This window comes from Bradyrhizobium sp. USDA 3311 (genome assembly GCF_054062495.1).
The window spans coordinates 7,963,931-7,977,382 of sequence record NZ_JBSSFI010000001.1; the positions used below are offsets into that span (position 1 = coordinate 7,963,931).

The window sequence follows — 13,452 nt, forward strand, 5'->3', positions numbered from 1 at the left end:
TGCCTATTGGGCAGAATGCCGCAAACGCTGTTTGATCTAGATCAAGGGTCAAGAGCGCGCTTTTGGGGGTGCTAGCTCGCTGCAAGGCGATAGTCGAAAAAGCTGGGCTTCACCCTCAGGTTCTCGGGTCTTCCACTTTTTGATGATGGGTCTGCGCGTGGTTACATTGACGCGCTGGGCGAGGTGGCAAACGCCCGAAACGTTGGCTTCGGGTCCAGAACCGGACTCGTGCAGCGCAGCAAGTAGTGACGCATGGTCCTAAGGCAAAACTCGGCATGATCCCGGCAACCGGATGAACGGGTGCGTGGAACCTATCGGAGCGACGGACGTTTTTGTCCGCGAATGAGCAGCGCCGTGCCCGGCGCAGCCGGAGGCGCTGAGCTGCGCTGATCGGAGAAACGCTCATGAGACTCACTCTTTCAGTCATCAAAGCTGACGTTGGCTCCGTTGGCGGGCATACGAAACCGTCTTCACGCATGATGGCGACTGTCGAGGGCGAGGTTGCCAAGGCGATCTGCAATGGTCTGCTGATCGACGGTTTCATCTGCCACACCGGCGACGACATTGCGATCATCATGACGCACACACGGGGCGAAGGAAGCTCCGAGGTCCATCAACTCGCCTGGAAGACGTTCCTCGCGGCCACCTCGGTCGCGAAAACCTCCGGGCTCTATGGCGCTGGCCAGGATCTTCTCGCCGACGCGCCTTCCGGGAACATTCGCGGCGCCGGCCCAGGCGTCGCCGAGCTCAGCTTCGACCACAGCCTCTCCGGCGCGCGACCCGCGGAGTCCTTCATGGTGTTCGCGGCCGACAAATGCGGCCCCGGCGCCTACAACCTGCCGCTCTATCTCGCCTTTGCCGACCCGATGTACTGCGCGGGGCTGATGCTGCCTCCGATGATCAAGGGATTCCGTTTCCATGTCATTGACATGGACAACACAGCCGGCGACAGCCTCCTCGAGCTCGACGCACCCGACGACAGCTACCACATTGCCGCCCTGCTTCGCGACAACGAGCGCTTCGGCATCGATCGCATCATTTCTCGAACCCATGGCGAGGTCGTCGTGGCCGTTTCGGCACAGCGCCTCCACGCGATCGCAGGCAAGTACACCGGCAAGGATGATCCAGTCGCGATCGTCAGGAACCAGGGGATTTTCCCAGCTCCGGAGGAAATAATCTCGCCGTTCGCCAAAGCGCACTTCGTGGGCGGCGATGCACGCGGCTCGCATGTGATGCCGCTCATGCCGGTGCCACTCAACACGCCGGTTACCGGCATGTACTGCCTGCCGATCGTTTCTTGCGTCGGCTTTTCGATCGACAGGGAAGGCCGCTTTGCCGAGTCCTACACCGATTTCTTCGACAACCCGGCATGGGATGAGGTCCGCCGGCGTGCCCAGCGCAAGGCCATCGAGATGCGCAGCCAAGGCTGGTCCGGCGCAGCCATGCTACCCTATTCCGAACTGGAATATGGCGGCTTCCGCGACACCGTGTCCGGACTGCTGGAGCGTTTTCGACTGCGCGACGACCGCAAGCCGGAAGCGGCCGAGTAGCGGCCGCCTCCAATCACAAGCTGGAGCGATGTTCACCGTTCAATCGACAGATGCAGGCGCTATGACGACATGCCGATCCGGGAGGTGGATATGGCAAGAAAACGCATCGGCATTCTCACGGGCGGTGGCGACGTCGCCGGCCTCAATGCAGTCATCAAAAGCGTGACTTATCGCGGCAGTGAGGACGACATCGAGGTTGTCGGTCTGCGCCGTGGTTGGGAGGCCCTCACGCACCTGAACCTCGACGACCCAAACAGCAGGTCCCACTACGTCATCCCGCTGAACCGTGAAAACACGCGAACCATCGACCGGCGCGGCGGCACCGTGCTGCACTCGAGCCGCGTCAATCCCTCCAAAATACAAAAGCTGCCCGGTCATCTCGTCGGCAATGAGGTTCCGGTCTCGCTGAGCACCAACGGCGGCATCGCGACAAAGACATGGGACCTCACCAGCCGGGTGCTCGCTAACCTTTCGGGACTTGGCATCGAACACCTGATCGCCATCGGTGGCGACGACACGCTCAGTTATGCGGCCAAGCTCAACGAACTCGGCGTCAAGATCATCGCCATCCCGAAGACGATGGATAATGACGTCCGCAACACCGAGTACTGCATCGGCTTCTCGACCGCGATCACCCGCGCCAGCGATGCCATCCAGCGGCAGCGCACCACCGTCGGCTCGCATGAGCGAATTGGCATTTTCCGCGTCTTTGGCCGCGATGCCGGATTTACGGCACTCTACACCGCGTATGCGACCTCGATACGATGCCTCATACCGGAGCATAAGGTCGACCTCGACAAGCTGATCCAGTTGCTCATCGAGGACAAGCGCGCCAATCCAAGCAACTACGCGCTGATCGTGCTCAGCGAGGGAGCTCAGTGGGAAGGCTACAAGCTGCGGGAATACGGCGAGCCTGACGCCTACGGTCACCGCAAGAAGGCCAACGTGGCGGAATCGCTTGCCGACGAGATCAAGCAGCGCACCGGCGAGGAGACGATCACCTCCGATCTCACCTACGATCTGCGATCGGGCGATCCGGACTTCATCGACAAGCTTGTGGCCCTGACTTTCGGTAACATGGCCTACGATGCCATGCTGGAAAGCAAGACCGGCCTCATGTCGGCGCTGGTCGAGGGCCGCTACGACCTCGTGCCCATCCCTGACGCCAAGCTCGGTCCGCGCAAATTGGACGTTGCGAGCAGCTACAACACGGAGCGCTACCGCCCCATCTACGCCAACAAGCAGGGGCTGCCGATCTTTCTCAACCGCGCGTCTTAGCGTGCCGGAAGCTGCCTGCGTCGGAAGATCGCAATGCCGGCCGCGGCCGACAACGAACGATTCCGCTACCCGTGCGTTGAAAGTCGTGGGCGATTACGAGCTGGGAGCGACGATCATGCGTCCGCGTGGCGTTTGCCTGAGGGCCTTTCTGGTTGGTGTCTCGGTGCTGGCGACGAGCGTCGGCGCGTCCGCCCAGGGACTCGGCCAGGGACACGGAAGAGGTGGACCACCGGGTCCGGCCGCAGCGCCGGCGGCCCGGCCGGCACCACCACCTGCCATGGCACGTCCGGCGGCGCCCCCAGCCATGGCGCGTCCCGCCGCGCCGGCATTCCATCCCCCGGCCATGCCGCAGCGCCCGGCCATGGCGCCACATCCCGCGCCGCACATCGCCTCACCACCGCCGCGCCCGACGCCCCACTTCGCTGCACCGCCGCAGCGGGTCGCCCCGCACGTGGCAGCGCCGCGGCCTGAATTCCATCGCGCGCCGGCAGCGCCGCAACGTCCGGCCATGGCACCGCGGCCGACGCCGCATATTGCCGCCCCGTCCGGCCCAGGCGCAGCGCCGGCCGTGAGCGAGCGGCTGTCGCGACGGGAGCAGATCGACCAGCGCGCGCAACAGCATCAGCAACAGATCCAGCAACGCCAGCAGATGGTGCAGCAGCGGCAGCGCGAGGTGCTGTCGCGCCAGACCGCCGAGCGCCAGACCCGCATCGATCGCCTGCAGCAGCGCGTGCAGCAATTGCAGTCGCAAAAGCCGGAGGGCGCGCGGGCGCAACGCGAGCAGCAACGGATGCTCCAGACGCAGAACCGCCTGCTGCAGCGCGAGCAGCGCACGCAGCAGACGGATCTGGCGCGCCAGCAGCGGCTGGGACTGCAGGCTCCCACTGCAGCCGCTACGGCAACCGCAGCGGCGGCCGCCGCGCGAGCCGCCGAGCGCGGGCGGTTTGCCGAGCGCTTCCGCGAGCAGGCCTCTGCGCAAACCCAGGCGGCCCTCGTCGCCCGCCAGAGCGGCTGGGCGCCCCGGCAGGCCTGGCGACACCGCCATCCCGCGGTGTTCGTGGCGTGGCTTGGGCCCGTGTTCTGGCCTTACGCCTATTCCGACATTTTTGACTACACGTTCTGGTCCTATGCCTACGAGCCGGGCTATTGGGCGTACGCCTATGACGACTTCGTCGACACCGTGTTCTGGGGTGGTGACAGCCCCTACGCCGCCTATGCCAGCATCAACCCGTACGACTATCCGCAAGCCGGCGGCGGCTCCCGCGCGCGCCAGCGCGCCAGCGTGAGCCCGCAAACGCTGCAGCAATTGTGCGGCACACCGGACAAGGGCGTCACCGCCTGGCCGCTTGCCGATATCGCGCGGGCGGTGCGGCCGACGCCGGAGCAACGCGCGCTGCTCGACCAATTGAAGACCGCGGCTGCCAACGCTGCCGGTGTGTTCAAGGACTCCTGCGCGGACACTTACGCACTAACTCCGCCCGGCCGCTTGCGCGCAATGATGAACCGCGTCAGCGCGACGCTGGAAGCGGTCAAGATCGTGCGCCCGGCACTGGAGAATTTTTACAACTCGCTCAGTGACGAGCAGCAGGCCCGCTTCAACGCGCTCGGCCCCAATGTCGGCGACCGCTCGCCGCCGCAGCAGCAAGCCAGTGGAGAGGGATGCGGCGATCCGAAGTCCGGCCTGACCCAGCTGCCGATCCAGAGGATCGAGGCTGTGCTCCACCCCGCGGGCAAGCAGAAGGAGGCGCTCGACCGCCTCAGCGAGGCCACGGCGAAAGGCGTTGAGGGCCTGCAGGCGGCCTGCCCGAACGATGTGCCGCTGACGCCGGTCGGACGGCTGGAGGCGATGCAGCGCCGGCTCGAGGCCATGCTGACGGCCGCCAAGCTGGTCGAACCTGCCCTCGACGAGTTCTACGCCACGCTGAGCAGCGAGCAGAAGGCGCGCTTTAACACGCTGCAACAGGTCGCAGGCCCGTGACGGCGACGTCGCGGGAGCTACACGTCCGGTGCCGCACGATGCAGGTGCGCACCGTTACAGATTGCGCGCTTTGCAAAAAGCATATTCGCATTAGGGCCGGAATCGGGGGTCAATCGGCGTGTGTATTCAAGCCCGGCATGCCACTTCCTAACGTTTGGCTTGGTCCTCCCAGTCCTCCCACTCTACACCATTGATTTCCAGGTAACTGGAAACGGCTGCGCCGATGGTTGGGAAGAAATATTGCTCGCCAAGCTGCGAGAACAGTCCAAATCTCTTCAGCTTGTCCTTGACTGGATCTTTCAGCTCGGCAAAGCAGAACTCGATACCCTGCGCGTGCAATGTCTCGTCCAATTCGGCGATTGTATCGCCGGCGGAGACGTCCACGCTGGTGACAGGCTCCGCCGCAACGACCAGCCAGCGTACGGGCGTCGGCGATTTCGCCACGGCGTCCAGTACGCGCTCTTTGAAGAATTCGGCGTTGGCGAAGAACAGCGGCGCATCCCACCGAAACAGGACCAGCCCGGGGATTTGGCGTGCATCCGGATATCTTGTGATGTCGTGATAACCTTTGACGCCATGGGCGCGACCCAACACGGCGGAGTGTGGGCGCCAACCGTCCCACAAGAACTCGGCGATTGCGATTGCTATTGCCAGACCAATTCCTGGGATCACTCCGAGCACCGCCACGCCGACAAAGCAGACCATCGATAGCCAAAACTCCCACTGCTGAATCCGATAGATTCGCTTGAGGTCGGTGACCTCAAACAAGCCGATCGCAGCGGCGATTACGACGGCCGCCAATGCAGCGGTGGGCAAATGCTGAAGGAGGTTTGGCGCCACCAGCAGAAGGATGGCGATGGCAAGCGCGCCGACGACTGAGGTTAGCTGGGTACGGGCGCCGGCGGCCTCTGCAACGGGAGTGCGCGAAGCGCTGCTGCTGATCGGGAAGCCCTGAAAAAAGCCGGTTGCCAGATTGGCCGCGCCAAGCCCCACCATCTCCTGGTTGGGATCGACATGGGTGCCCAATCGTGCGGCATAGGCGCGCGAAAGCACGCTGGTGTCAGCGAATGATACCAGCGCGATTGCGCAGCCGCCGATCAGTACCGGCACGATATCGCCGTAGGTGATCCAGGGGATCGCGAAACCCGGCAGGCCCTGCGGAAGAGGACCCAAAACCGCCACGCCGTAACGGGTCCCAAGATCAAGCACGCCGACGATAGCGGTCGCCCCGACTACCGCAATCAGAATGCCTGGCAGCCGCTTGCTGTTCCGGAGCAGCAGGATGACCGTCAGCGTGCCGAGCCCGATCCCGAATGCGACCCAGTTTGTCTTGCCTTCAAGGATTGCATCGGCGATCGCCCATAGGCTTCGTAAAGGTCCTTCGCTCTCGATCGAGAAGCCGAAGAGCTTTGGCAGTTGGCTGATCAAGACGGTCAATGCAATTCCGTTCATATAGCCGTATCGTATCGGCTTGGAGAGCAGCTCGGTGACAAAACCCAAGCGCGCGATGCCGGCCAGAATGCATACCGTCCCCGAAACGATCGCCATCATCGCAGCGAGCGTCGCGGCGCGAAGAGGATCGCCGCCAGACAGTGGGACGACAACGCCGAGGATGACGGCTGCCAGCGCCGAGTCAGGCCCCAGCACGAGGATGCGGCTGGGGCCAAACAACGCGTAGACCAACAGCGGCACGATCGTTGCGTACAGACCGGCGATGCCAGGCAAGCCCGATGCTGTCGCGTAGGCAATTCCAACCGGGACCAGCATCGTCGCCAGGACGAGTCCGGCGAAGATATCGCGCGGAAGCCACGCCGCCTCATATCGGCGGAGGGTTTCGATTGCCGGCAGCCAATCGATCCAATGCTTCATTGGGGGTCACTTCCAGATCCGGCCAGGCTCGTTGGCAACGCACACATTGGCCGCGATTGGCCCAGCTGGAAGCCAGTCTAGGCTGTTGCGTCTCTCGGCAAGTGGAAAAATGTCACATCCCCGCTCATTCGCTCCAATGTTGCCAGCGGCATGTCCGTTTTGGGGGCACCCGCGACCGGGTCGATCCAGCGGCAAGTCCGACCAATGTCCGTTCTGCCGCTGAAAGCGGAAGTCAATTCAGAGGGGCCATGCTGAGGGCCGCAAAGTGGTCGAGCCCACCCTGGGCGAGTTCTATGCCACGCTGAGCGGCGACCAGAAGGCGCACTTCAACACGCTGCAACAGGTCGCAGGCCCGTGAGGGGGACGTCGCATTCGCTCGCCGCAATTGCGCAGCGGCCGAACGAGGTGGGGTAACGTAATCACCTAGCTTCGACGCTCGACGAGAACACGCAAGTCCGGGCCGCGGCTCCCAGTGAGACGCGCGGCGGCACGGGATGCAGCCGACAGCCGCGTTCCGACCTCACGCGGCGGGAATCGTCTTCTGCCCAGCCTCATCCGTTTTTGTGATCGCTTGAGACCGCTCCATCTCGTCCGAGCCAGCGGCGTTGCATTGCTGGAAGTAGGAAGACAACTCGAGATCGGCCAGGTGATCCCAGTATTCTGCTTCTGCGAGCAGCTTCCATTTGTTCATGCTGTTGTATGCGGCCTGTTGACGGCACAGCGAACCCATTGCACGCAAGCGTTGCACCTTCTCCACTGCGAACCTCCTTCGCGCGCTTGTTTGTTTACAGGCGCATTTGTGTTGTCACAGCTTTGCAGATTGAATTGACGAGTGATAGTCCGGTGTTTGACGGTCAATCGATGACAGCGCAATCGTCTGACTTTTCGCGAAATAGTCGAGCCGAACGACGCGGACATTGGCGGCAGCAAGAGGCGCTGGGCAGAATGGCAGCGCGTCCGGCGGCCCCCCAGAGGCCTAAGTCGCCGGTGCATTCCATTTCAGGACTGAAATCTTAATTGTGAGCGGCCTTCCCTGGATGATGGTTAACTTGCAATTAGACCGGGCCGGACAAAGTTTGATCCCGAAACTATTTTGGCCCGGCACATTGGACTGCAAGACCGCCTTCCGGCGGTCTTTCCTTTCGCCGCAATGAAACGGGTCTCAGGCGGGACCACGCCGGCTCGGCAAAGTTCGCCAGTCTTACACGCCGATCACAACAATGGCCCCGACGGATGACACGTCGGGGCCATTCAAGATCATCAGGCGTGGGTACATCCGCCGAGCCTGCTGATCGTTGATGCCACCGATTACCACATCCGATCTGGCACATACTGTGGCGAGGCTGCGGCATCGGGGTGATGACATTCTGCCTGAAAGCTGATGGCTGTCCACCTCATCATTGGTGGTACTCCCAGCTCGCTGACCAACACGAGCTGCAGCTCGATCTCCGCTGCCGTCGCGGCACGCACCTTCCGCTCCGTTATCGCTACCCTGGTGCGCTCAAGCCCCTCCGCAAGAAGTGCACCCACGCTGACCCATATTGAGTTCGTCATCCCGCGTCATCGTCGCTGAACCTTTGCGGGATTTCCGGGACCAAACTCTATAGGCTGCAAGAACGACGGCTTTTCTGCTGTGAACCGGCCCGACCATTGTGAAGTGACAGTTTGATTTTTTGGCGCTGCATTAGCGCAAGAGAGGTCCGTTATGGACCGAACAGCTGGCAAGAACGTCAGTTGCCGTGCCATACAGTGTCATTCGCCAGGATGGCGCCGCTGCGGCATTCTCATTGTTGCGATGCTCTGTACCGCATGCACTCTCCTGTTTGCGAGCGAAGCCAGAGCTCAATGCACGGCGCGAGATGTCCTGCAGAACCAACTAAGGCTCAAGAAAGCTCCGTCAGCTGACAGGCCGCAAATCCCGATTAAATCCGCCGTCGATGTTCCCGTGTGGAAGACGATCACAATCGGGACGTTTGCAAATTTCTTTGCCCTCAGTAACGCAATGGATGCGGTAGGTTGCGGCATCGGAAACTCGGCCGGCGAAATTCTCGCACGACCGACCTTTACCCTTCGCGACACGAAAACAAGCGTAAAGCTTTTTGCGGTCTCGGCAGCCGAACTCGGCTTTAAGACCGATACCGCGCCGCTGGCGGACATTTATGCGCGCGCCAAGCAGCTGGGTTTCGGACTCGCGGCCGCAGAAGTCGGGCCACAGCTGAGGCTGCAATATTTTGACCAGCCGATCGGCGAATTTCTCATCATCGGAATGGAGCCGATCAGGACGTGGAAGGGCGCCCCCGTCATCTTGAATGTAGCCAATGGCGGAGCGGGACTCATTCTCATCGGCCAGGATGGCAGCGCCGACGCACAGATCTCTGTGGTATCCCGCTTTGTATTTGTGCGGACCAATGAAGGCGCACCTGCCGAGGAGCAGGAGGCCGTAGCACTAGTCGGTCGCTGAATTTCCTGGTGTGCGCAGCGGCCTCGACTTGCGGGCACAGAGCTCAGGGGAGTGTCTGCCATGACACAAGCGTCGATCAAAGTCGGCATGATCGCGGAGGAGACCGGAGCACTTTCGTTCATGGGCCGCGCAAACGCCAACGTGGCAAGGATGGTGGTTGACGAGATCAACGCCAATGGCGGCCTGCTGGGGCGGAAGATCGAACTCTACCTCGAGGACGGTGCAACGACCGACGCGGTCGCGGAGGCCAAGGCGGCCAAGCTTGTGTTGCAGGACAAGGTGGATGTGATCTTCGGCGGCATCTACAGCTCCACGCGGCAGGCCATCAAGGGCCCCGCCGTCGTGAAGGGCAGGACGCTCTACATCTACCCCGAGCAATACGAAGGGCAGGAATGCGACCCGCTGATCTTCTGCACCGGCCCGGTGCCGGCGCAGCAGCTCGACCCGCTCATTCCCTGGCTGATGCGCAAGACCGGTGCCAGGACATTCTACCTGCCGTCCGCAGACTACATCTGGCCGCACGTGATGAACGAGAGGGTCCGCCGGCTCGTCACCGCCAATGGCGGCAGCATCGTCGGCGAGGCCGTTTCGAGATCGTCGAGAGCCTGGGGCCTATCGCGCCGGACGAGGCGATGGTGCCGTCCGTCGCGGAGTTCGGCCGGAGACCAATAGCGTAGTCAGCTCATCAGGCAGGGAGCGTGAGATGAGTGTCCCGTCTCCAGTCAACGAGAGTCTCCTGAGCCAGCGTCTCGCCGCGCTCGGAGCGGCAAGAAGCTGGGCACCGAATGTTCTGCCGGAGCTCGAGCACTTCATCCGGACCGCCGACGACTATGATCTTCTTCGCGTCAACCCCATCCAATACGGCGGCGCCGTCCGCATGTCCGAGGCCGACGCGATCGAGCTGTTCGTGCACGCTGCCAAGGTGGGCCTGTTCGATATGGACTGGCTGCTGATGTGCGCCTATTGCCCGCAGGTCGCCGGCAGCTTCCGCGAGCTCGACCAGGTCCATCCACGCTTTCAGTGCGCGTTCTGCAACGCGATCAACGATGTGGCGCTGGACGACTACATTCAGGTCGCATTTACGGTCTCGAGCGGCGTCCGCGACATCATATTCCGCCATCCCGAAAGGCTGTCTGTCGAGGATTTCTACCTGCGCTACAACTTCTCCAAGGGTTTCATCGCTCCGCACGGAATGACGCATCAGCAGCTCGTTGCTGCGCTCTCACGGGGATTCGCCGATATCGAGGCGCATGAGCACCGCAGCTTCGACTTCGAGGTCACGGCTGGCCGCTTCGAGGTGCTGGATTTGAGCCACAAACTCCTTCTGGTCTTCTTCGCGGACGGGGAGCCGGCAGAGCCGCAAGAGACGCTGGTCCAGCTCGAGTCGGGTCGCTTTCTGCTGCCGGACCGGCCGACGGCACCGAAAGACATGGTCCTCGGCGACGGACGCTTTTCGTTCCGGCAGACGGCCGATCTCAGCCCAGGCAAGCACACCATCCGGATCGAGAACCGCACCGACGATCGCGGTCGCTTCTGGTTCGTCCAGTATCCCCCAGGTTTCGCGCCCCATCTGGTCGAGTATGAACCGTTTCTTTCCGGCAAGCGGCTGCTGCTCACCCCGAGCTTCCGCGAACTCTACAAGGCGCAGCTGGTGGATGAGGGCGAGAGCATCAAGGTCTCAGACATGACCTTCCTGTTCACCGATCTGAAGCAGTCGACTCCGCTGTACGAAAGCGTCGGTGACGTGAACGCGTATTTTCTGGTTCGCCAACACTTCGAGATCTTGAACAGGATCATCCGGGAACGATCCGGCACCATTATCAAGACGATTGGCGACGCGGTCATGGCCGGGTTCGAGCGTCCGCAGGATGCCGTTTGCGCCGCCATCGAGATGATCGAAGAGCTGTCGCGATTCAACCAAACCGCTTCGCGGCCGCTGGGCCTCAAGGTCGGTGTCCACAGGGGGCGGGCGATTGCGGTGAATCTCAACGACCGGATCGACTATTTCGGACAGGACGTGAATATCGCCGCACGCGTGCAAGGTCTCGCCAACGTCGACGAAGTCTGCATCAGCGCAACGGTGATGGAGGCGCCGGGCGTCGGTGACATCGTCAATTCACGCTCGGTGTCGCGCAACTACGAGAACTTGAAGGGCATCGGTCAAAAGATGGAGGTCCATCGCATGACAATCCCGCCGACGCAGACTTGAACGAGGGCAAGGGCGGCGCGCGGGGCGCCTACACCACCGTCCTGTGCCGCGTAATGCAGGTGCGCAGCACCTCGTCCATCGGCTTGGCCCACCAGTCGTTGGAGAAGATCTCGATCTCGGAATAGCCGGCAAAACCCTGCGCCTCGACCGCTTTGCGCACCGATTTGATGTCGATGACGCCGTCGCCCATCATGCCGCGGTCGTTGAGGATGTCTCTGGTCGGCACCAGCCAGTCACACACATGGAAGGCAAGCAGCCGATCCCTGCCCGCGCGCGCGATCTGGCTCATCAGCTCCGGGTCCCACCAGATGTGATAGACATCGAGTGCGACGCCGAGCATGCCGGTGCGGCCGGGGTCGAGCCGGTCGCAGACATCGAGCGCCTGTTTTGTGGTGTTCACGCAGGCGCGGTCGGCGGCGTAGGCGGGGTGCAGCGGCTCGATGGCCAGCGGCAGGCCTGCCTGCCTGGCGTAATCGAGCATGTCGGCAAGCGCCTCCTCGACCTGCCCGCGCGCACCCGCGATGTCCTTCGACGGCTCGCTCCCCGGCCGCGAATATTGCGGCAGGCCGCCGACGACGAGGACGATGCACGGCGCGCCCAACGACTTGGCTTCATCGACACAGCGGCGGTTGTCGTCGCGCACTTCGCCCCGGCGCGAGGCATCGGAGGTGAACATGCCGCCACGGCAATAGCCTGACAGCTCGAGGCCGGCATCGCGCACCGCGCGGGCGGCACGGTCAAGACCGACGGATGCGACCTGGTCGCGCCAGGGATCGATGGCGCGGATGCCGTGCTTTGCACAGACATCGATGATCTCGACGAGGTCACCCTGCTTGCGGACCGTCGCCGTATTCAGCGACAGCCAGCGGTGGTCGGACGAGAAATCGCGCATCAGGATTCGATCCCGTGCGAGGCCAGCACCGTCGTCATCCGCCGCGTCGCCAGCTCAGGATTGGCGAGCAGGCCGGCCTGATCGGCCAGCCGGAACAGCTCGGCCAGATGCAGCATCGAGCGCGCGCTCTCCTGCCCGCCCACCATGGTGAAATGATCCTGATGGCCGTTCAGATACGCCATGAACACCACGCCGGTCTTGTAGAAGCGCGTCGGCGCCTTGAAGATGTGGCGCGACAGCGGCACGGTCGGTCCCAGCACGTCGTGGAAGCCGGCCTCGTCGCCGGCAGCGAGCCGCGACAGCGCGTAGGATGCCGCCGGTGCGATGGCGTCGAAGATGCCGAGCAGCGCGTGCGAAAAACCTTGGCTATCGCCGGCGATCAGCTCCGCATAGTTGAAGTCGTCGCCGGTGTACATCCTGATGCGCTTGTCGAGGCGACGACGCATGTCGATCTCGCGCTGCTTGTCGAGCAGCGAGACCTTGACGCCGTCGACCTTGGCGGCGTTGGCGTTGATGACGGCCACCGCAACATCCATGGCCTTGTCGAGGTCCTTGGTACCCCAATATCCCGTCAGTGCAGGATCGAACATGTCGCCGAGCCAGTGGATGATCACGGGCTCGCGGACCTGCGACAGCACGCGGTCATAGACCTTCGCATAATCGTCGGCATTGCGGCCGAGCTTTGCCAGCGCGCGCGACGCCATCAGGATGATCCGGCCGCCGACCTTCTCGACCGCCGAGATCTGCTCCTCATAGGCCCGGATCACATCGTCGATGGTCCTGGCATCCTCCACCGCGAGATGGTCCGTGCCTGCGCCGGAGAACACCAGCGCGTTGCGACGCTTGGCGGCGGCGACCGAGCGCGTGATCAGCTCCAGCGAGGTCGGCCAGTCCAGCCCCATGCCGCGCTGCGCGGTGTCCATGGCTTCGGCGACGCCGAGACCGAGGTCCCAGACATGCTCGCGGAAGGCGATGGTCTTGTCCCAGTCAACGGACACCGAGAGCCAGGGATCGTTGTCGGCGAACGGATCGGCGACCGTGTGCACGGCCGAGAACGCGATTCGGTTCAGCGGGCCTTCGAGCCTCGCCGGGAACGTGCGCGAGGCCGCGAGCCGGTAGGTCTCGATCGAGCGGTCCGCTTTCGGCAGCTTGAGCGACAAGGACGACATTGAAGGAGCAGGCTTGGGCAGGACGGGCTTGTTCATGCTTCCCTCC

10 protein-coding genes are annotated in these 13,452 nt (G+C 62.9%); 6 read left to right on the forward strand and 4 right to left on the reverse strand.

The annotated features are described in order from the left end of the window. The first annotated feature begins 404 nt into the window (after positions 1 to 404). From ACVWW6_RS37980 to ACVWW6_RS37990, 3 genes are all read left to right on the forward strand, one after another. Positions 405 to 1,550 carry a fructose-1,6-bisphosphatase gene (locus ACVWW6_RS37980; protein ID WP_304565964.1) on the forward strand — a complete coding sequence of 382 codons (1,146 nt, stop codon included), beginning with the start codon at positions 405 to 407 and terminating at the stop codon, positions 1,548 to 1,550. A gap of 90 nt (positions 1,551 to 1,640) precedes the next feature. Next, positions 1,641 to 2,828 (forward strand): 6-phosphofructokinase, encoded by a 1,188-nt coding sequence (locus tag ACVWW6_RS37985; protein WP_028174826.1) that lies wholly within the window; start codon positions 1,641 to 1,643, stop codon positions 2,826 to 2,828. Positions 2,829 to 3,132: 304 nt separating this feature from the next. Then, complete coding sequence (locus ACVWW6_RS37990) at positions 3,133 to 4,806, forward strand: Spy/CpxP family protein refolding chaperone (RefSeq protein WP_271558361.1); 1,674 nt, start codon at positions 3,133 to 3,135, stop codon at positions 4,804 to 4,806. Positions 4,807 to 4,953: 147 nt separating this feature from the next. Here the strand turns inward: ACVWW6_RS37990 and ACVWW6_RS37995 are convergent, their stop codons facing one another. Then, positions 4,954 to 6,675, reverse strand: coding sequence for a SulP family inorganic anion transporter (locus ACVWW6_RS37995; protein WP_456682558.1), 1,722 nt, complete (start codon positions 6,673 to 6,675; stop codon positions 4,954 to 4,956). Between the two features lie 520 nt (positions 6,676 to 7,195). Then, a complete protein-coding gene (locus tag ACVWW6_RS38000) occupies positions 7,196 to 7,432 on the reverse strand; it encodes a hypothetical protein (RefSeq protein WP_011085631.1) in 237 nt (78 codons plus the stop codon). 948 nt (positions 7,433 to 8,380) lie between these two features. Between ACVWW6_RS38000 and ACVWW6_RS38005 the strand changes: the two genes are divergently transcribed. From ACVWW6_RS38005 to ACVWW6_RS38015, 3 genes are read left to right on the forward strand one after another with little or no spacing between them, the layout of a single operon-like run. Continuing rightward, positions 8,381 to 9,136, forward strand: coding sequence for a hypothetical protein (locus ACVWW6_RS38005; RefSeq protein WP_304551519.1), 756 nt, complete (start codon positions 8,381 to 8,383; stop codon positions 9,134 to 9,136). A gap of 60 nt (positions 9,137 to 9,196) precedes the next feature. After that, positions 9,197 to 9,808, forward strand: a complete 612-nt coding sequence (locus tag ACVWW6_RS38010) for an ABC transporter substrate-binding protein (protein ID WP_231166667.1) — start codon at positions 9,197 to 9,199, stop codon at positions 9,806 to 9,808. Beyond that, entirely contained in the window at positions 9,696 to 11,345 is a 1,650-nt protein-coding gene (locus tag ACVWW6_RS38015) for a DUF5939 domain-containing protein (protein ID WP_456682559.1), read from the forward strand. The genes ACVWW6_RS38010 and ACVWW6_RS38015 overlap by 113 nt, the downstream gene beginning before the upstream one ends. A 28-nt stretch (positions 11,346 to 11,373) precedes the next feature. Here the strand turns inward: ACVWW6_RS38015 and ACVWW6_RS38020 are convergent, their stop codons facing one another. Further along, entirely contained in the window at positions 11,374 to 12,237 is an 864-nt protein-coding gene (locus ACVWW6_RS38020; protein WP_456682560.1) for a sugar phosphate isomerase/epimerase family protein, read from the reverse strand. Further along, on the reverse strand, positions 12,237 to 13,442 hold the full coding sequence (locus ACVWW6_RS38025) for a dihydrodipicolinate synthase family protein (RefSeq protein WP_456682561.1): 1,206 nt from the start codon (positions 13,440 to 13,442) through the stop codon (positions 12,237 to 12,239). Before ACVWW6_RS38025 ends, ACVWW6_RS38020 begins: the two co-directional genes overlap by 1 nt. Between the last annotated feature and the right edge of the window lie 10 nt (positions 13,443 to 13,452).

Coding starts and splice junctions, on each gene's coding strand:
- ACVWW6_RS38010 (WP_231166667.1), top strand. CDS start 9,197: ATGACACAAGCGTCGATCAAAGTCGGCATGATCGCGGAGGAGACCGGA.
- ACVWW6_RS37985 (WP_028174826.1), top strand. CDS start 1,641: ATGGCAAGAAAACGCATCGGCATTCTCACGGGCGGTGGCGACGTCGCC.
- ACVWW6_RS38020 (WP_456682560.1), bottom strand. CDS start 12,237: ATGCGCGATTTCTCGTCCGACCACCGCTGGCTGTCGCTGAATACGGCG.
- ACVWW6_RS37995 (WP_456682558.1), bottom strand. CDS start 6,675: ATGAAGCATTGGATCGATTGGCTGCCGGCAATCGAAACCCTCCGCCGA.
- ACVWW6_RS37980 (WP_304565964.1), top strand. CDS start 405: ATGAGACTCACTCTTTCAGTCATCAAAGCTGACGTTGGCTCCGTTGGC.
- ACVWW6_RS38025 (WP_456682561.1), bottom strand. CDS start 13,442: ATGAACAAGCCCGTCCTGCCCAAGCCTGCTCCTTCAATGTCGTCCTTG.
- ACVWW6_RS38005 (WP_304551519.1), top strand. CDS start 8,381: ATGGACCGAACAGCTGGCAAGAACGTCAGTTGCCGTGCCATACAGTGT.
- ACVWW6_RS37990 (WP_271558361.1), top strand. CDS start 3,133: ATGGCGCGTCCCGCCGCGCCGGCATTCCATCCCCCGGCCATGCCGCAG.
- ACVWW6_RS38015 (WP_456682559.1), top strand. CDS start 9,696: ATGGCGGCAGCATCGTCGGCGAGGCCGTTTCGAGATCGTCGAGAGCCT.